Here is an 18398-nt window from a genome sequence, read left to right as displayed (position 1 = left end):
TTCGCAATTACGGCCAAGCTACGGTTCGTTAGGCATTTTCGGTCAGGGTCAGGAAACCTTGTTTGCGCTCAGAAGGAGCGTCAGTCTTGCCTGAACAGATGAAGCCTTATCTGACATCCGCGTTCTTGCTGTTCCTGATCGTCTATCTGGGCGTTCAGGCCCTGACGGGGCAGCGCGGTTTGTTGAGCGGAGGCGAGCGCGACGCGCTCCTTTCCAAGCGCGCCGACCAGCTGGCGCGCCTGACCGAGCAGCGGCGCGACCTGGAAGTGCGCGTGCGCTATCTGCGAACGGAAAGCCTTTCCAAGGATCTGCTTGAGGAACGCGCCAGAGCCGTGCTCGGCTTTGCCGATCCGCGCGACTACGTGGTTCGCCTTAGCGCGCCAGCCGTGCACAACCCTGACGAGACTCGCACGTCCTGAACTATTGTTACAGCTTGACCGGCTCGCTTTGCGTTTCGGGAACGAAGGCTGCTAAAGCCCCTTTCCGTAACGATAAGAGTCCCTGAAACTGGGGGCGCAGCCGGGAGATGCCGGATGGCGAAAGCCGCCGCTCAGAAATCCTCGTCCAGCGCGGACGACATCAAGATTCCGAACACGCCTCAGGCTTCCAAGGAAGACCTGCTGCGCTTCTACCGCGAGATGGTTCTCATCCGTCGCTTCGAGGAGCGCGCGGGTCAGCTCTACGGCATGGGCCTGATCGGCGGGTTCTGCCACCTGTACATCGGTCAGGAGGCTGTTGCGGTCGGCGTTCAGGAGAGCGTCAAGCAGGGTCATGACAAGATCATCACCGGCTACCGCGACCACGGCCACATGCTGGCTGCGGGCATGGACCCCAACGCCGTCATGGCTGAGTTGACTGGCCGCATCGGCGGCTCGTCGAAGGGTAAGGGCGGCTCGATGCACATGTTTGACGTGCCGACCGGCTTCTATGGCGGTCACGGCATCGTCGGCGCCCAGGTGGCGCTGGGCACCGGCCTGGCCTTCGCCGGCAAGTACCGCGGCGACGACAGCGTCTCGTTCGTTTATTTCGGCGACGGCGCCTCGAACCAGGGTCAGGTTTACGAGAGCTTCAACATGGCCCAGTTGTGGAAGCTGCCGGCCATCTACATCATCGAGAACAACCAATACGCCATGGGTACGAGCATCGAGCGCTCGTCGTCCACGACCGAGCTCTACATGCGCGGCGCCAGCTTCGGCATTCCGGGCGAGCAGGTCGACGGCATGGACGTCCTCGCCGTCCGTGACGCAACCGCCCGCGCCGTGGCCCGCGCCCGGGCTGGCGAAGGTCCTTACATCCTCGAGGTGAAGACCTACCGCTATCGCGGCCACTCCATGTCGGATCCTGCCAAGTACCGCACCAAGGAAGAGGTCGACGAGGTCAAGAAGACCCGCGATCCGATCGACCACCTGAAGATGCTGCTCGCCGCCGCCAAGGCGACCGAGGAAGAACTCAAGGCCATCGACAACGAGGTGAAAGCCATCGTCGCCGAAGCCGTGCAGTTCGCACAGGAAAGCCCTGAGCCGGATCCGTCCGAGCTCTATACTGACGTCTACGTGGAGGCCTGATTCGTGACCGACATTCTGATGCCGGCGCTGTCCCCCACGATGGAAGAGGGCACGCTGACCAAATGGCACATCAAGGCAGGCGACACCGTGTCGGCCGGCCAGGTGATCGCCGAGATCGAAACCGACAAGGCGACGATGGAAGTCGAAGCCGTCGATGAAGGCGAAGTTCTGGAAATCCTCGTCGCCGAGGGTTCGGAGAACGTGAAGGTCAATACGCCTATCGCGCGTCTGGCCGGTGAAGACAGCGCCCCTGCGCCAGCGGCCAAGGCCGATACGCCCAAGGCGGAAGCTGCTCCGGCACCTGCGGCCGCACCAGCGGCTCCCAAGGTTGAACTGCGCGACCCGGAAATCCCGGCCGACGCCAAGCTGGTCAAGACGACGGTTCGCGACGCCCTGCGCGACGCCATGGCTGAGGAAATGCGCCGTGACGACCGCGTCTTCCTGATCGGTGAGGAAGTCGCCCAGTACCAGGGCGCCTACAAGGTCAGCCGCGACCTGCTGCAGGAGTTCGGCGAGCGCCGCGTGATCGACACCCCGATCACTGAGCATGGCTTCGCCGGTCTCGGCGTCGGCGCCGCCATGGCAGGGCTGAAGCCCATCGTCGAGTTCATGACGTTCAACTTTGCCATGCAGGCGATCGACCACATCATCAACTCGGCCGCCAAGACGCTCTACATGTCGGGTGGTCAGATCCGCGCGGACATCGTCTTCCGTGGTCCCAACGGCGCGGCCAGCCGCGTCGGCGCCCAGCACAGTCAGGACTACTCGGCCTGGTACGCCCAGATCCCGGGCCTGAAGGTCATCGCACCCTACGACGCTGCGGACGCCAAGGGTTTGCTGAAAGCGGCGATCCGCGACCCGAACCCGGTCGTCTTCCTCGAACACGAAATGCTGTACGGCACCGAGTTCGACGTGCCGGAAACCGACGACTACGTCCTGCCGATCGGCAAGGCCAAGGTCCGCCGCGAAGGCAAGGACGTCACCATCACGGCCCACGCCCGCATGGTCGGCTTCGCCCTTCAGGCCGCTGAGAAGCTGGCCGAGGAAGGCATCGAGGCTGAGGTCATCGACTTGCGCACCCTGCGTCCGCTGGACCACGAAACCATCGTCGAAAGCGTCAAGAAGACCAGCCGTCTGGTCTCGGCCGAAGAGGGTTGGGGTCCGATGGGCGTCGGCGCCGAGGTCGTGGCCCGCGTGATCGAACACGCCTTCGACTACCTGGACGCTCCGCCGCTCCGCGTGCACCAGGAAGACGTGCCGCTGCCTTACGCCGCCAACCTGGAAGTGCTGTCGCTGCCGGGCGTGGACAAGATCGTCGCTGCCGTTAAGCAGGTGATGGCGTGAGCGAGGCGTCCGAGTTCCAGCTGACGACGCCGGACAGCGTCGCCGCCGATCCGCAGGCCATCGAAATCCTGCGGATGTGGTGGTCCAAGGATGAGCCGGTCATGTCGGTGAAGCCCGCCTTCAACGACCCGATCAAATTCGGCGAGCTGCTGGCCTATGCTGCGCGTCACATGGCGCACGGCTATGCCCTGCGTCACGGCCACAACGAGCGTGAAGCCTACAACCGCATCCTTCAGGGCCTTTCCGAAGTCGTGAAGGCGGACAACGTGAAGACCGTGGCCGAACCTGTCGCTGCGCCGAAGGGGAATGCTTGATGGACGCCGCTGCGCTTGAACAACGCTCGCTGCCGATCCCCGAGGGTCTGAACGCTCCTGAGGACCAGGTCATCGAACTGGCCCGGGTCTGGTGGAACGGGACCGGCCCGATCATGAACATCCGTCCGGCTCTGGCTGAGCCGGGCAATATCGGCGTCGTCCTGGCCGAGCTGGCCTGGCACTATTCCCATGCCTACGCCGAGCACCACGGCTTCGATCAGGCCACGGCGTTCAAGGCTATCTGCGACAGCTGGGACGCGGCCCACGCCAAGGCTCAGGCTGCGAACACGGAGTCCGCTCAATGACTGACATCCTGATGCCGGCCCTGTCTCCGACGATGGAAGAGGGCGTTCTGGCCAAGTGGCACGTCAAGGTCGGGGACGTCGTCTCCGCCGGCGACGTCATCGCCGAGATCGAAACCGACAAGGCCACGATGGAAGTCGAGGCTGTCGATGAAGGTGAAGTCACCGATATCCTGGTCGCTGAAGGCACTGAGGGCGTGAAGGTCAACACCCCGATCGCTCGCCTGAAGGACGAGGGCGGCGCGGCTGCACCCGCGCCCGCCGCCAAGGCGGAGGCTGCTAAAGCTGAAGCCGCTCCCGCCCAGGCTGAAGCGCCCAAGGCGGCGGCTCCCGCAGCGCCCGCTCCGGCAGCTCCGGCAGCTCCGAAGTCGGACAATGGCGAACGCATCTTTGCGTCGCCTCTGGCCCGTCGCATCGCCGCCCAGAACGGCCTTGATCTGAAATCAATCAAGGGCACAGGCCCGCACGGCCGTATCGTCAAGCGCGACGTTGAAGGTGCGCCCAAGGGCGCTGCTCAACCGACTGCTTCGACGGCAACCGCCGCCGCGACCTCGGGCATCGCCCCGCGTCAGGCTCAGTCGCTGGCCCAGATGGGCATTCCGGACGGCAGCTACGACCTGATCCCGCTGGACGGGATGAAGAAGGCCGTGGCGCGTCGCATGGTCGACAGCATCCAGAACGTCCCGCACTTCCCGCTCTTCATCGACGTCGAGATCGACCAGCTGATGGCTGTGCGCGCGAAGGTGAACAAGATGCTGGAGCCGCAGGGCATCAAGGTCTCGGTCAATGACTTCGTCATCAAGGCCGCAGCCCTGGCCCTGAAGATGGTGCCGGAGGCCAACGCCTCCTACACCCCCGAAGGCATCGCCATGCACCACAACGCCGACGTCTCGATGGCGGTGGCGATTGACGGCGGCCTGATCACTCCGATCATCAAGAAGGCCGAGACCAAGGGCCTGGCGCAGATCGCGACCGAGTCCAAGGACCTGGCCAAGCGCGCCCGCGAACGTAAGCTGAAGCCCGAAGAGTTCCAAGGCGGCACCTTCTCGGTGTCCAACCTGGGCATGTTCGGCATCAAGCAGTTCACCTCGATCATCAATGAGCCGCAGGGCTGCATCATGAGCGTGGGCGCCGGCGAGCAACGTCCGGTCGTCAAGGACGGGCAACTGGCCGTGGCCACGGTCATGACCGTGACCCTGACCTGCGATCACCGGGTGGTCGACGGCGCAACGGGCGCTCGCTTCCTGCAGGCGTTCAAGCCGCTGATCGAAGATCCCGTGGCGATGCTGGCTTAAGGGAGGAGAGGGGTCATGACTTCGGTTTATGACTTCTCCGCCCGCGCCATCGACGGCACGGACGTGGCCCTGGACCGTTTTCGCGGGCAGGCGCTGCTGATCGTCAACACGGCGTCCAAGTGCGGCTTCACCGGTCAATATGACGGGCTGGAGAAGCTGCACCGCGACTTCGCCGATGCGCCGTTCGAGGTCTTGGGCTTTCCCTGTAATCAGTTCGGCCAACAGGAGCCCGGCAGGGCGGCGGAAATCGCCGCCTTCTGCGCCACCAGCTTCGACGTCAGCTTCCCCCTGTTCGACAAGGTGGAGGTCAATGGGCCGAACCGGCACCCGCTCTATGCCTGGCTGACCCGGCAGAAGCGCGGCTTCCTGGGCTCCCAAGCCATCAAGTGGAACTTCACCAAGTTCCTGACCGACCGCGAAGGCCGCGTCGTCGCGCGCTATTCGCCCCAGACTGAACCCGCGGCCATCAAGGCCGACATCGAGAAGTTGATCTGACCATGGCTGCTGAATTCGATCTCGTCGTCATCGGTTCGGGCCCCGGCGGTTACGTCGCGGCGATCCGCGCCAGCCAACTGGGCCAGAAGGTCGCCATCGTCGAGCGCGAGAACCTGGGCGGCATCTGCCTGAACTGGGGCTGCATCCCGACCAAGGCCCTGCTGAAGTCGGGCGAGAAGTTCGAGAGCCTGAGCCACCTCAAGGAATACGGCCTGTCCGCAACGGGCGCCTCCTTTGACTTCGACGCCATCATCCAGCGCTCGCGCGGGGTCGCGGCGACGATGAACAAGGGCATCGGCTTCCTGATGAAGAAGAACAAGATCGAGGTGATCGAAGGATCGGCCACGCTCGAGAAAGGCGCTGCGGCCCCCAAGGTCGTCGTCGCGCTGAAGGCCGGAGGCACGCGTGCGATCGAAGCCAAGACCGTCATGCTGGCCGTCGGCGCCCGCGCCCGCGCCCTGCCGCAGATCGGTCTGGAGGCGGACGGCGACAAGATTTGGGCCTACCGCGACGCCCTGGCCCCCAAGAAGCTGCCCAAGACCTTCGTGGTCATCGGCTCGGGCGCCATCGGCATCGAGTTCGCGAGCTTCTATCGTGCCCTGGGCGCTGAAGTGACCGTGGTGGAAGCCGTCGACCGCATCATGCCGGTCGAGGACGAAGAGGTCTCCAAGGCCGCGCAGAAGTCGTTCGAGAAGCGCGGCATCAAGTTCAAGGTTGGCGCCAAGGTCACCAAGGTGTCCAAGGATTCCAAGGGCGTGAAGGTCGCTGTTGAAGTGAACGGCAAGGCCGAAACCCTGGAGGCCGAGGTCTGCATCTCGGCCGTCGGCATCACCGCCAACACCGATGGCATCGGCCTGGAGGCGCTGGGCGTCGAACTGGACCGCGGCCACATCAAGACCGACAGTCACTGCCAGACCAACGTCAAGGGCCTCTACGCCATCGGCGATTGCGCCGGCGCCCCCTGGCTGGCGCACAAGGCGTCGCACGAAGGCATCCACGCCGCCGAGCACATCGCCGCCTACAAGACCCCGAACGTCCATTCGCCTATCGCCGGCTGCACCTACGCCCAGCCTCAGGTCGCCTCGGTCGGCGTTACCGAGCAGGGCGCGCGTGCCGACAAGCGCGAGGTCAAGATCGGCCGCTTCCCGTTCCGCGTGAACGGCAAGGCCGTGGCGGCGGGCGAGGTCGACGGCTTCGTCAAGGTCATCTTCGACGCCAAGACCGGCGCTCTGATCGGCGCCCACATGATCGGCCACGAAGTGACCGAGATGATCCAAGGCTACGTCACCGCCATCACCATGGAAGCGACCGAGGAAGACATCCACGGCATCGTCTATCCGCACCCGACCATGTCCGAAGCCATGCACGAAGCCGCTTTGGACGCCTATGGCCGCGTCATCCACATCTGATCGAGTTGTTAGAAAATCTGAACTGTGGCTAAGAGGACTTCTTCTCCTCCCTGTTCGGATTATCCATGATCGTCGCGCCTGATGTTCTCGGCCTGATCGGCAATACGCCTCTGGTGCGCCTCAAGCGCGCGTCGGAGCTGACGGGCTGCGAGATCCTAGGCAAGGCCGAGTTCCTGAACGTCGGCGGGTCCATCAAGGACCGCGCGGCGCTCAGCATCATCAGGAAGGCGCGAGCTTCTGGCGCGCTGAAGCCCGGCGGCGTCATCGTCGAGGGCACGGCGGGCAATACGGGCATTGGCCTCGCCCTGGTCGGCGCCGCTCTTGGCCATCCCGTCGTCATCGTCATGCCGCGTAGCCAGACGGATGAGAAGAAGCGGGCGGTCCGCCTGCATGGCGCGCGTCTGATCGAGGTCGATCCTGCGCCCTTCGCCAGCCCCAACCACTTCGTCGCCTATTCCCGACGTCTGGCCGAGGAACTGAACGAGAGCGAGCCGAACGGCGCCTTCTACGCCGATCAGTTCGACAACCTGGCCAATCGTGAAGCCCACTATGAAGGCACAGCGCCGGAAATCTGGAAGCAGACGGACGGCGCCATCGACGGCTTCATCTGCGCCGTCGGATCGGGCGGGACGCTGGCGGGTTGCGCCGCTTACTTGCGTGAACAGAAGCCCGATGTCGCCATCGGTCTGGCCGACGTGCCGGGCGCCGCGCTCTACAACTGGTTCACCGAAGGCGTGCTGAAAGGCGAGGGCAGTTCGATCACCGAGGGCATCGGCGTCAATCGCATCACCGGCAATCTGGAGGGGCTGATGGTCGATCATCCCTACCGGATCGAAGACGCCGAGTTCCTGCCCATCCTGTTCGATCTGGTGAAGCATGAAGGTATGTCGCTGGGCCCGTCCAGCGGGGTCAATATCGCCGGAGCCATCCGCATGGCGCGCGACCTGGGACCGGGCAAGACCATCGTCACCGTGCTGTGCGATGCCGGGCAACGCTATTCCAGCAAGGTTTATGACCCCGCCTTCCTGACCGCGCGCGGCCTGCCGACGCCGGAGTGGTTGAACCGATGAGCCGATCGAAGAAGGAAACGCCTGCTGACGGTCGTATTCCGCCGCTGAATGCGTTGAAGGCGTTCGAGGCTGCGGCGCGTCGCCTGAACATCACCCGCGCGGCTGAAGAATTGTCGGTCACGCCCGGCGCGATCAGTCAGCAGATACGCATTCTGGAGCAGCACGCCGGCGCGCCGTTGTTCCATCGCGAGGGACGTCAGATCGCGCTGACCGAGCTGGGCGCGGAGCTCTATCCGCTGCTGCACGACGGCTTCGACTATCTGAAACGGGCAGGGGACCTGCTCTATCGACCCAACCGCCGCCACGCCTTGGCGATCAGCGTGCCGCCGTCCTTCGCCGCGAAGTGGCTGGCGCCCCGTATCGCTCGCTTTTCCGCTGCGCACCCCGAGGTCGAGGTCTGGATGTCTGCGGACATGCGGCTGGCCGACGTCGGCGGGGGCAGGGTGGATGTGGCGGTGCGATACGGGCGTGGCGACTATGTCGGCGTGCGTTCAGAGCGGCTGCTGAGTGCGGACGTGATCCCTGTTTGCAGTCCAGTCTTGCTGGCCGGAAAGCACCCGTTGAAGCGGCCGGATGATCTGGCCCATCACGCCTTGATCCACCTGCGTCCCGGGGACCTGGAGGAGCCGCGGCCGGACTGGCCGACCTGGCTGAGCGCGCGCAGACTTGACCATCTCGACGCCTCGGCTGGACCTCGCTTCGATCAGACAGCCTTGGCGATCGAGGCCGCCGCCTATGGGCAAGGCGTCGCCTTGGCGCCCTACGCCTTTGTCGCCGGCGATCTGACGTCGGGGCGGCTCGTCGCGCCGTTTGCCGACGGCGCGCTTTCTACCGAACTGGCCTATCATGTCTTGACGAAGCGAAGCGGGGTCTCCGAACCCGCGCGTGCCTTCGTGCGATGGATGAAGAGCGAGGCCCACGCCGCTGAACAACGGACCGACGATCTGTAGTCAGGTCAGTGAAAATCCCGCGATCCCGGCAGGATGCGCACATCGCGCGGATGGCGATGAGGTGGATGACGGGGCGGTTGGGGATTGGCGACGACGTCCGCGCGGGCGAGCTGAACCGTCGTGTCGTGGTCTTCCGACAGTCGCGTCAGTTCCGAGGAGCGGTCGATGACCTTGCGGGCGACCAGATGGACCACGCCTTCGGGGCTCTTCTCCACCACGCCCTCGACCTCCATCAGCCGGGCAGCCATGACCTCGCGGCGGAATTGCTCGAACATCCGCGCCCAGAGGACAACGTTGGTGATGCCCGTCTCGTCTTCCAGGGTGACGAAGATGGCGTTGCCCTTGCCGGGACGCTGCCGCACCAACACTACGCCCGCGACCCGCACTGACGCGGCGTTCCGCTTCGCTTCGGTCTGGGCGCAGGTCAGGATGCGTTCTGCGTCGAACAGGGGACGCAGGATGGCCATGGGGTGGGCTTTTAGAGACAGGCGTAGCGTCTGGTAGTCGGCGGCGACATGCTCACCCAGCGGCATGATCGGCAGGCGCGCATCGGGCTCGGCGCCAAGCTCGCGGGCATCGGCGGCAGCGAATAGAGGAAGCGGCGCGTCGTCGGGCAGGCGGCGCACCGCCCACAAGGCCTGACGCCGATCCAAGCCGAGAGACCGGAAGGCGTCGGCGTCGGCCAGCTTGCGCATGGCGGCTGACGGCAGTCCCGCGCGCCTGGCCAGGGTTTCGATGTCGGTCGCGCGGAACGCGCGGGCAGCGACCAGGGCCTCGGCCCAGTCCTCGCGGAAGCCGTCGATCTGGCGCAGGCCGATCCGCAGGGCCGGCGTCTTGTCCGAGCCTTCCAGACTGTTGTCCCAGCCACTGTGTGTGACGTCGACCGGCCGCACCTCGACGTCGTGGTCGCGGGCATCCCGCACGATCTGGGCCGGGGCGTAAAAGCCCATCGGCTGGCTGTTCAGCAGGGCGCAGGCGAAGGCCGCCGGATAGTGGTGTTTGATCCATGACGAGACATAGACCAGCTGGGCGAAGGAGGCGGCGTGGCTCTCCGGGAAGCCGTAGGAGCCGAAGCCCTTGATCTGGTCGAAACAGCGCCGGGCGAAGGTCGGATCATAGCCGCGCGCGATCATTCGGCTGACCATCCGGTCTTCGTAGGTGTGCAGGGTGCCGTCGCCCCGGAAGGTGCCCATGGCCTTGCGCAGGCCATTGGCCTCCTTATGTTCTTCATTTGTTCTATAATGCGCGACGCTCATGCAAAGTCAAGCAGGGTCAATGCGCTGGAAGGGCGACCAGCAACGCGAGAGAGATCGGCAGTTGTCGCGCAGCAGAGCCGTTCTTCAAGCTGGCCTGCCGGGCACGAGTGTCTTGATGCATCAGACGCCGTCGATGGAGAGCCAGTGATGCTCCGCGCCGAGGCTTCGTGCTACACGTCCTGCAACACTATCGAACTGGTGTTTTCCTTCGCATAATATATCTTATGCGTGAATCGTGGAGCTCCCAGTCTGTCGATTTCTGTAACTGATCGCAAACTCTGCGAACCGCGCCTTTCCCCTCTAATTCGCACACGTATTCGATCAGATCGCAGACAGCTTGGTTGGGCTGACGGCAATGAGGGCGTGGAGCTTTGGCTACGCTGCGACAGCGCTTGGTGGCGCTTCATCAAGATGAAGAAGCACGGCGGTGAAAACTATTTGAATGTCGCGCTCTTCTGCCAGCGCTCTCACTCGGAGCGCCAGGGGCTTCGCCATGGTGAGCGTGGTCGGCGGAGATGATGTCGGCCCGGTAAGAAGCGCCTTACTCCAGTGCTGCAAGTCGTCCTTCAAGAACCGCTCAATGACAGACGCGTAGAGTTCAGCGGCTGTTGAGCCGGCATCACGCGCGCCGGTCTTCATACGTTTATGGGCCCAGCGAGGAATGCGCACGGACAGCGTAGCGCGAGGTATGTCCGGGCCCTGATCCGCAGAGATTGTATCGTCGAATTCGGCAATCATGGTCGGCACGCCTTCTCTCCTTGGTTCGAAGAGAATCGCGCATTGACGACTCGCCGTCTAGTCGCTCTGCAACTGGATTAGTTGAAGCCGCTGAAGGCGGCTGTCATCGCACAGCTTTGCCAACGATCCCGAAGGTCCGCCGACCACCTACGGGATCGGACGCTGAGTTGGTGGAAATTGTGAATGGGCAGTGCCAACGCCAGAAGCAATAGTGGGTCTGCCTGTTGGTTTCGGCCCGAGCGCCCCGCGAGCGATGCCGCACATCGCCATCCGGAAAGCTTGAACAAATTTCCCGTCAAATGACTGAAGCGGCGCTGCATTCCTTGCTGGCCCCCTCAGAAGCGGCCTTTCGCCTCATCTCTACCGGTCCCACAAACGGTCCATTTTGCATCACTCGACGATTTAAGACACCCCTCCCCGGTCCGTCTCACATTCACAGGGACGAAAACTGTGTAGCGAAATCAAATGGCTACGTTTGGATGGGGCGCTGAGTTCTGCGACAATCGCCACATGTTGATTGGCTACGCACGCGTATCGACAGGGAGCAGCGCCTCGACCTCCAAGTCGATGCGCTGAAGACTTATGGCTGCGGACGAATCTTTTCTGACCAGATGAGTGGAGGTCGCGGTGATCGCCCGGGGCTGCAAGAGGCGCAGTCTCATCTGCGACCTGGCGACGCGCTAGTAGTTTGGAAACTCGACCGACTTGGCAGAACCGTTCGCCAACTCGTGGAGTTCGTTGCGGATCTCCAGAACCGCGACGTGCAGTTCGTCAGTCTGACCGACGGAATCGACACGGCCACATCAGCTGGCCGCTTTTTTCTTTCACGTTATGGCTGCCCTTGCTGAAATGGAGCGAGATCTAGTGCGGGAGCGTACCAAAGCGGGCCTCCGAGCCGCCAAAGCGCGGGGGCGTTTAGGTGGGCGACCAGCCAAACTTACAGCTCAGCAACTGAGGCACGCGGCTCGCCTGCTAAAGGATCCCGAAACGACCGGTGCCGAGGTGGCCCAGACGCTTGGTGTCGCCAGATCGACTCTCTATCGATCTCTCGAGAGGGTAGAAAAGCGCAAGTCGTCGGCAGGCTGATGGTCGAACAAATGTCAGTTCCGCGCCACAAGCGGACATTGCCTAGCTGCCCGAAAGCGGACATTAGAGACCTGACCGCGCCTAGCCAGTGAGCCGAGCTCGGACAGGCCTTGCGGTCACACGGTCGGCACGGTGCCGCCGTCGACGACGAGCTCCGAGCCATGAATCGAGGAAGCGCGATCCGAGGCCAGGAAGGCTATCGCTTCTGCGACCTCGTAAGGTTCGGCGCCCCGTCCGATCGCGATACCGCCGAGGCCCGCAAGGACGAGCTGCCGCGCGTCTTCGAGGGTTCCGCCGTTGGCCGCCCAGATGCGTTTAAGGAACACGTCCGTGCCCTCCGTCATGATCCAGCCCGGCGAGACGGTGTTGACCCGCACGCCCTTGGGACCGAGCTCCTTTGAAATGGACTTGCTGTAGGTCCGTAGCGCGGCCTTGGCTGCGGCGTAGGCCGTGGTCGCGTCGGGCAGAGGCAGGACCGATTGGACCGAGGTCACGTGCACCACTGCACCCGAGCCACGCTCGATCATCTGAGGGATCAGGATACGGTCGAGACGAACGGCCGCCAGCAGGTTCACATTCAGTTCGGACAGCCAGTGGTCGTCCGTCAGGGCGACGAAGCCGCCAGTTGGACTGGCGGAACCGCCCAACACATGGACGAGAATATCGACACCGCCCAGACGCTCGAGCGCCGTCTGTGCGAAGTCTTCTCCGCCTGCGGCGGTCGTCAGATCCGCCTGGACAAACTCCATGCCTTCGATGGGATCAGGGTTCGAGCGCGCCGAGGTGATCACACGGGCGCCGCCGGCCAGAAAGCGATCGACGGTGGCGCGGCCCAGACCCTTGGTGCCACCGCTGATGAGCACGCGCTTGCCCGCGAACTCGTTGGGATTCGCCCGGGCGGTCATGCTGAGACATCCATTGTCTTGATGACGTCGCCTTCGAGTTCGACGCGGTAGGTGAAGCGGATCGGGCTGCCCGGAAAGTCGCCATGGGCCGGACCCTCGCACACAACAACAGCGTCCTCATGCCGAAGGGTGTCGGGGGTGAAAATCGCCTTGAGACCGACCACCATCTCCTTGAGCAGGGCGCGAATCTCATCATGGCCTTCGAAGCGTTTTCCGTTGTCCAAGAGGACCGCGTCGGCGGCGAAGGTTTCGATCATGCCGTCGAGGTCTAGGCGGGAATTGGCCTCGACATAGTCGGCGATCGGGGAAGGAAGCTGTGGCGACATTGTTCTGTCCTGTTGTTTCGGTCGCAGCCCGGTAACTGCACCTTCGATGACGCCAAGGTAGAGATGGACAGGTCGCGCGATAATCAGGACAACTCAGAATGAGCCGTCACGATAATCGGGATAATAATGAAGAGCAGCCTCACTGAACTGGATGCCGTTCTGGTCGTCGCTCGTTGCGGCAAGTTCCGAGCGGCCGCGATCGAACTCGGGGTCTCGACAACCGCGCTGAGCAATGCGGTGGGAAAGCTGGAGCGCACGCTCGGCGTCCGCCTGTTCAACCGAACGACCCGAAGTGTTTCTCTGACGGAGGCGGGGCAGCAGTTCGTCTCCCAAGTCGCACCCGCCCTGCGTGATATTCATGACGCCATGGACGTCGTGCGCTCCCGGCAGGCCACGCCTTCGGGGACGCTTCGCATCAACGCCTTCCCGACTGCGGCGCGAGAAATCTTCTCCTCCCTCGTCCTGCCCTTCGTGCGCGAACATCCTCAGGTTCACATCGACGTCGTCACTGAGGGCCGGATGGTGGACATCGTCGCGGGTGGGTTCGACTTCGGCATACGCAGCGCTGACCGCGTACCGGTCGACATGATCGCCCTCCCCCTCGGGTTCGCTCGACGAAACGTCGTGGTGGCCTCGCCAGCCTACTTGGTATCCCGAGGAACGCCGCTGATACCCCAGGACCTGCTGAAGCATGCTTGTCTTCGCGTCCGTCTGCCCAATGGCGCGATCTATCGCTGGCCGTTCGGGAAGGATGGGCAAACGGTGCATGTCGACGTGGAGGGTGCTCTCACCCTCGACGAAGCGAGCCTCGCCCGCTCCGCCGCCCTGGCTTCAGCCGGCCTCACCCTGGCAATGGAATCCGACGTGCGCGACGACATCAAGGCAGGCCGGCTTGTCTGCGTCCTCGAGGATTGGACGCCCGCCCTGTCGCCCCTGAGCCTCTACTATCCCAGCCGCCGGAACCCGACGGCAGCGTTCAAGGCGTTCATCGACTTTGCGCGACGACAGGCCGAGGCCGACGCCGGCTCGAGGCGATCCAGAGGCTGAGATCCGCCATCAGCTGACGTGCAGCCGAAGAGCGGACCTTCCCAGCCTCGTCAGGATCTCATCACGAAACGCTCGACTGACCACGATCTCGCCGCCGCTCGCCATGGTCAGCCTCCAGGAGCCGTCCGAGAGGGACTGAGCGTCATTGACACAGGCCAGGTTCACGATGGTCGACCGATGGGTTCGGGCGAACACGGCGGGATCCAGGGTCGCTTCGATGGCCTTGAGCGAGGTCCGGACAAGGCCCTCCCGTTCCTGCCAGTGCACCACGACATAGTTGCCCGCTGACGCGAACCACTCGACCTCGTGCAGCATCACCGGCGCTCGCCTCCGCCCTGTCGTGACCAGCAGGCGCTCCGGCCCGGGCGCGCTTACGGCCCGACGCGCCTGAACCAGGGCGCTCTGCAGCATGTCGGCGCGTCGCCGGGCCCCGAGCGCCCGATCCCGCTGAACCGCGGCAAGGCCGACGGCGCAGATCGCGGTCCAGAGGAGGATGGCGACCGGGGCCTTGGAAACCATCCGCCCGGCGAAATCCGCGAAGTCGCCGCCTCCGGCGAACACAATGTCCAGCGACGCGCCCGCGGCCACCTCAAGCAGAACCACTGGAGGCATGGCTAGGGTCAAGGCCGCAAGGCCGCGTCCGGTCGTTCCAAAGCGTTTGAGGAGAAGCCAGACCAGCCCGCCCGCCGGCAACCAGGCGCCGAAGACCAGCCCCTGCCAGATCAGGCAGAGCGCTGGTTCCAGCGCCGCGCCGCGCTCAACCGAAAATCGGCGGGCGAACCAGGCGGCGCACACCGTGCTGGCTGCCCAGCTATAGGCCGCGAAAATCCGGACCAGCGTCGCCGTACCAAGGCGCTCGATCCAGGCCGTCACGAGAGCGCGGTGCGCGAAGTTCGCTTGATGGCCAGCCGCATAAGCCAGCCGAGCGCCAGCGCCTGGAAGACCAGACTGGGCCACAACTGGCTCCACGGAGCGGGAATGAAGGTCATGAAATTTCCGGAGAAGGCCGCCCAGACGGCGCTGTAGGCGCCTATCATCTTCACGAGGTGCTCGTACATCCAGAGCCTCGGCGAGAACGGCCAGGCCGTCGGCGCGCAAAAGCGCCAGAGGTCATAGGCGCCATAGACCAGACCAGCCGCCGCCAAGGCGGCCGAGACGGCGAAACTTGCCCCTGCGGCTCCCGACATCGTCAAGTAGAACGTCGTCAGCGCCACACCGACAATCCCCGATGTGACCAGCCAGTCCAGGCGTCTGGCGCGATCTCCGCATTTCAGGTCGGGGCGCTTGCGACCCAGCACCCGCAGGCCCGAGAACAGACCCAGTGTCGCCATGGCGGTCAGCGCCAGGAAATAGGCGCTGAAATGGATGATGGTCATGATCCAGGCCGCGAGCAGGAGCACGGCCATTGCCCCCGAATAGACCCGGCCCGAGAGGCGGTGGAAACGACCGCCCTTGCGCGTGATCAGGGGTATCACCCCGGTTGCGACGCAGATCAGGCCGAAGAGGATATGAATGGCGAGCACAGGTATGAAGATCGAGGTCATGATGACCTTCTGCCGATGACCGCTGGCGGCGGACATTATGCTTGGGATGAGCGACGGCTGGCCGGGATGAACGACTGCACCGCGCCAAGAACGGTCATTGGCGTCGCGCCGACAAGGCGACATTCGTCGCGTCCCTGAGCATCAGCCCTATCCAGTCCGGGGCCGCGACATCGCCGCGGCCCCATCCTGCATCACCAGCCGTACTTCATCCCGATCTGGGCGCCGTGGCTGGTGCTGACGTCGCCGAGGGCGCCGCGGTAGCCGAGGCTGAGCATCAAGCGGTCGCTTAGCGACCACTCGGTTCCCAGGTCCAAGTTGATCGCGTTGCGTGACCAGGCGTTCAGCGGGACCAGATAGGTCGGGCTGGTCGTCCAGTCGGCGTAACGAACGCCTTGGGTGCCGATGTCCTCCAGCTCGTGCGACCACTCTACACGCGCGGTCGGCCGGAACTGGCCGTAGCGACGGCTGTCCAGCGTCCAGCGCCAGGAGGCGCCGAGGTTGGCCGACAGGCTCTTCTGCTCGATCTCATCCCAGGTCAGGGCGGACAGGCCGCCGCCGGTCTCGGTGAAGCCGTCCAGCGTGATGTCGCGGGCGTCCAGTCGCGCATAGAAGTCGCTTGTCACCCGCTCGCCGCGCAGGACCCGGCCAAAGGCGGCCGAGGCGAAGCGCACGTCGCCGGACCGGTCACCGTCGGCATAGCCGTCGGCCTGCCCGGCCAGACCCTCGACCCAGCGCCGGGACGTGAAGTCCAGGTTGGCCAGGCCGAGCACACCGTCGACATAGAAGGCCTCGGCCGGGCGCCAGCTGGCGTAGAGGGCGCCAGTGAAGGCCTTGCCGTTCGTGACCGAGCCGCTGTCGCCGATCCGGGTCTTGTCCTCGCCATAGCCGACGCCGCCGCCGACGATCAGTTGATCGGAGACCTTGACGTCCAGACCCAGGGTCGCGCCCTGCGTGGTGAAGCGGCTGTCGCGCTGGCCCGTCGCATCCCGACGGCCCCAATCGACCGAACCGGAGGTCCACAGACCCACGGAGGCCCCAAGGCCCTCAGCCGTTTGCGGCGCCGCGTTCAGACGGTCATCGCTTTCGGCCGCCAGGACTGAGGCCTGCGCCCGTCCGGCCCAGAGGTCCAGACCCAGCATCTCGCGTTCGCGATCGCTGCCCAGAGCGCCGGGGTCGAGGTTGCGGTCCTGACCCAGCTGACGGCGCAGCGCCTGCTGCGGATCGCGATCCGCCTCGGCGCCGCCCAGGCCCAGGTTCAGGCTCAGACCATTGGACGAGCCATTGGTGCCGTCGTGCAGATCGCGCAGACGCTGCTGGAAGTTGTTGATCTGGGCGTCGGCGAACCGGCGAGCCGAGGTGACCTGACTGGTCGCCACCCCCCTCACCTCAGGATCCAGTGACGGATCGGGACGCGCCTCGACCGTGACGGTCAGGGTGCTGTTGGTCGTGCCGGACGCGTTGCTCAGGCTGTAGGTGACTACCGCCTCGCCCGAGAAGTCTCCGCTCGAGACGAAGGTCAGGTCATAGTCATCGCCGGCCTTGGCGATGGTCGCCTCGCCCGCTATCGCCGGTGCCAGGGAGACCACGGCGGCGCCGGTGAAGGGGCCGCCCGCGACGTCGCCGAGACGGACCGTCACTGGCACGCCCTGCAGGGTCTGGGCGATCAGGGCCTCTGATCCGGGCATGGCGTTGGAGGTCAGCGACACCCGGCCCGCCGCCGAAGGGCCGAATGGCAGATCGACGATATAGTCGAACGCAGTCGTCCCGCCGTTGGTGCCGGGCGTAAACACCAGGCTCAGTCCGTTTACCGTGGCCGTGCCGAAGCTCGGCGCACTGGTGATGCGCAGGGCCTGGAACGGTCCGCCGATTAGGCCCGCAGTCGGCGTGAAGGTCACCGAAGCGCCCGAGAGCACTGCGCCCGACAGATCGGGCGCCCTGCCCGCCACCCGGAAGGTGAAGGTCACCGGGGAGGAATCTCCGCCCGGCCCATAGGCCACCACGGTCACTGTGTCCTCGCCCATGAAGTTTGCGGCCGGCGTATAGACCAATCGATAGGGGCCAGCCGCCTGAGGCGCGGCCGAAGCCCGGGCCTGCATTGGCGCCGCAGCCGCCCCGTTCGTAACCTCCGCCACGCCGAACTGGCTGGCGACCGTGATACGATAACCGTCGATCAGACCCTGGCTGACGGAACCAAGATCAATGCTGACCGATCCCGAACCGCCGGCAGACGGCGGCACTACGACCGGCTCTCCAGGCGTGTCGATTGCCGGTCGTGTCGGCCCGGCCACGGTCAGGGTCACCGTGGCCGCAGTCGAGGTTCCGCCCAGCCCCGTCGCGGTCCAGGTAAAGCTGTCAGCGCCGGAATATCCGGCGTTCGGCGTATAGGTGATCACGTCGCCTGCAACGCTGGCTGCGCCATTCACCGGAGCGATGGCCACGGCGATGCTATCGTGCTCGCCGCTGATTGCGCCACTGAGGTCAATCACCGTCGGGGTGTCGTATATCACGGTCTGGCTGATGTTCGCCAACGAAGGCGCACCGACATAGGTGAACTGATCGGCAGTCGAAGTCGCGCTGATTCCGCCCGCCGTGGTCACGCGGATATCCACCGTTCCCCCTCCGGCCGGAGCCGTCGCCGTGATCTGGGTCGCACTATTGACCGTGAAGCCGCTCGCCGCCGTCGCCCCGAAGGTCACTGCCGTGGCGCCTGAGAAGTTCGTGCCGTTGAGGGTCACGGACGTACCGCCTGCGG

The 18398-nt window shown here is 64.7% G+C and carries 18 protein-coding genes and 1 pseudogene; 12 read left to right on the top strand and 7 right to left on the bottom strand.

Features of this window, described 5'->3' with window-relative positions:
- Positions 1 to 98: 98 nt before the first annotated feature.
- The 10 genes from B4A39_RS11880 (at position 99) to gcvA (ending at position 8744) form a co-directional block, all read left to right on the top strand.
- On the top strand, positions 99 to 419 hold the full coding sequence (locus B4A39_RS11880; protein ID WP_292036837.1) for an FtsB family cell division protein: 321 nt from the start codon (positions 99 to 101) through the stop codon (positions 417 to 419).
- Positions 420 to 533: 114 nt separating this feature from the next.
- Positions 534 to 1565, top strand: a complete 1032-nt coding sequence (gene pdhA, locus B4A39_RS11875) for a pyruvate dehydrogenase (acetyl-transferring) E1 component subunit alpha (protein ID WP_292036720.1) — start codon at positions 534 to 536, stop codon at positions 1563 to 1565.
- Between the two features lie 3 nt (positions 1566 to 1568).
- Positions 1569 to 2909 carry a pyruvate dehydrogenase complex E1 component subunit beta gene (locus tag B4A39_RS11870; protein WP_292036719.1) on the top strand — a complete coding sequence of 447 codons (1341 nt, stop codon included), beginning with the start codon at positions 1569 to 1571 and terminating at the stop codon, positions 2907 to 2909.
- Entirely contained in the window at positions 2906 to 3223 is a 318-nt protein-coding gene (locus tag B4A39_RS11865; protein ID WP_292036718.1) for a DUF5076 domain-containing protein, read from the top strand. Before B4A39_RS11870 ends, B4A39_RS11865 begins: the two co-directional genes overlap by 4 nt.
- Complete coding sequence (locus B4A39_RS11860; RefSeq protein WP_292036835.1) at positions 3223 to 3528, top strand: DUF5076 domain-containing protein; 306 nt, start codon at positions 3223 to 3225, stop codon at positions 3526 to 3528. Before B4A39_RS11865 ends, B4A39_RS11860 begins: the two co-directional genes overlap by 1 nt.
- The gene (locus B4A39_RS11855; protein ID WP_292036717.1) at positions 3525 to 4820 is read left to right on the top strand and encodes a pyruvate dehydrogenase complex dihydrolipoamide acetyltransferase; all 1296 of its coding nucleotides are present in this window, start codon (positions 3525 to 3527) and stop codon (positions 4818 to 4820) included. The genes B4A39_RS11860 and B4A39_RS11855 overlap by 4 nt, the downstream gene beginning before the upstream one ends.
- Before the next feature lie 15 nt (positions 4821 to 4835).
- Positions 4836 to 5315 (top strand): glutathione peroxidase, encoded by a 480-nt coding sequence (locus B4A39_RS11850; protein WP_292036716.1) that lies wholly within the window; start codon positions 4836 to 4838, stop codon positions 5313 to 5315.
- Between the two features lie 2 nt (positions 5316 to 5317).
- Positions 5318 to 6724, top strand: coding sequence for a dihydrolipoyl dehydrogenase (gene lpdA, locus B4A39_RS11845; RefSeq protein WP_292036715.1), 1407 nt, complete (start codon positions 5318 to 5320; stop codon positions 6722 to 6724).
- Positions 6725 to 6789: 65 nt separating this feature from the next.
- Positions 6790 to 7794 (top strand): cysteine synthase A, encoded by a 1005-nt coding sequence (locus tag B4A39_RS11840; RefSeq protein ID WP_292036714.1) that lies wholly within the window; start codon positions 6790 to 6792, stop codon positions 7792 to 7794.
- Entirely contained in the window at positions 7791 to 8744 is a 954-nt protein-coding gene (gene gcvA, locus B4A39_RS11835; protein WP_292036713.1) for a transcriptional regulator GcvA, read from the top strand. Before B4A39_RS11840 ends, gcvA begins: the two co-directional genes overlap by 4 nt.
- A 5-nt stretch (positions 8745 to 8749) precedes the next feature.
- Here gcvA and B4A39_RS11830 read toward each other — a convergent pair whose 3' ends face one another.
- On the bottom strand, positions 8750 to 10000 hold the full coding sequence (locus B4A39_RS11830; RefSeq protein ID WP_292036712.1) for an OB-fold nucleic acid binding domain-containing protein: 1251 nt from the start codon (positions 9998 to 10000) through the stop codon (positions 8750 to 8752).
- A gap of 375 nt (positions 10001 to 10375) precedes the next feature.
- Positions 10376 to 10747, bottom strand: a complete 372-nt coding sequence (locus tag B4A39_RS11825) for a hypothetical protein (RefSeq protein WP_292036711.1) — start codon at positions 10745 to 10747, stop codon at positions 10376 to 10378.
- Positions 10748 to 11248: 501 nt separating this feature from the next.
- Here B4A39_RS11825 and B4A39_RS11820 point away from each other — a divergent pair.
- Positions 11249 to 11824 (top strand): annotated as a pseudogene (locus tag B4A39_RS11820) (recombinase family protein).
- Positions 11825 to 11940: 116 nt separating this feature from the next.
- Here B4A39_RS11820 and B4A39_RS11815 read toward each other — a convergent pair.
- Entirely contained in the window at positions 11941 to 12729 is a 789-nt protein-coding gene (locus tag B4A39_RS11815; protein WP_292036710.1) for an SDR family oxidoreductase, read from the bottom strand.
- Complete coding sequence (locus B4A39_RS11810; protein ID WP_292036709.1) at positions 12726 to 13055, bottom strand: nuclear transport factor 2 family protein; 330 nt, start codon at positions 13053 to 13055, stop codon at positions 12726 to 12728. Before B4A39_RS11810 ends, B4A39_RS11815 begins: the two co-directional genes overlap by 4 nt.
- A 126-nt stretch (positions 13056 to 13181) precedes the next feature.
- Between B4A39_RS11810 and B4A39_RS11805 the strand changes: the two genes are divergently transcribed.
- Positions 13182 to 14102 carry a LysR family transcriptional regulator gene (locus tag B4A39_RS11805; RefSeq protein WP_292036708.1) on the top strand — a complete coding sequence of 307 codons (921 nt, stop codon included), beginning with the start codon at positions 13182 to 13184 and terminating at the stop codon, positions 14100 to 14102.
- Positions 14103 to 14111: 9 nt separating this feature from the next.
- Here B4A39_RS11805 and B4A39_RS11800 read toward each other — a convergent pair whose 3' ends face one another.
- From B4A39_RS11800 to B4A39_RS11790, 3 genes are all read right to left on the bottom strand, one after another.
- Positions 14112 to 14975: a LytTR family DNA-binding domain-containing protein gene (locus B4A39_RS11800; protein WP_292036707.1), complete on the bottom strand. Its 864-nt coding sequence runs from the start codon at positions 14973 to 14975 to the stop codon at positions 14112 to 14114.
- Positions 14972 to 15646, bottom strand: coding sequence for a hypothetical protein (locus B4A39_RS11795; RefSeq protein WP_292036706.1), 675 nt, complete (start codon positions 15644 to 15646; stop codon positions 14972 to 14974). The genes B4A39_RS11800 and B4A39_RS11795 overlap by 4 nt, the downstream gene beginning before the upstream one ends.
- Before the next feature lie 191 nt (positions 15647 to 15837).
- Positions 15838 to 18398, bottom strand: a 2561-nt coding sequence (locus tag B4A39_RS11790; RefSeq protein ID WP_292036705.1) for an autotransporter domain-containing protein, incomplete at its 5' end; no start/stop codon positions are given.

Source organism: Brevundimonas sp. UBA4553 (assembly GCF_002387245.1).
GTDB lineage: Bacteria > Pseudomonadota > Alphaproteobacteria > Caulobacterales > Caulobacteraceae > Brevundimonas.
This window is presented reverse-complemented; position numbering and strand designations above follow the sequence as displayed.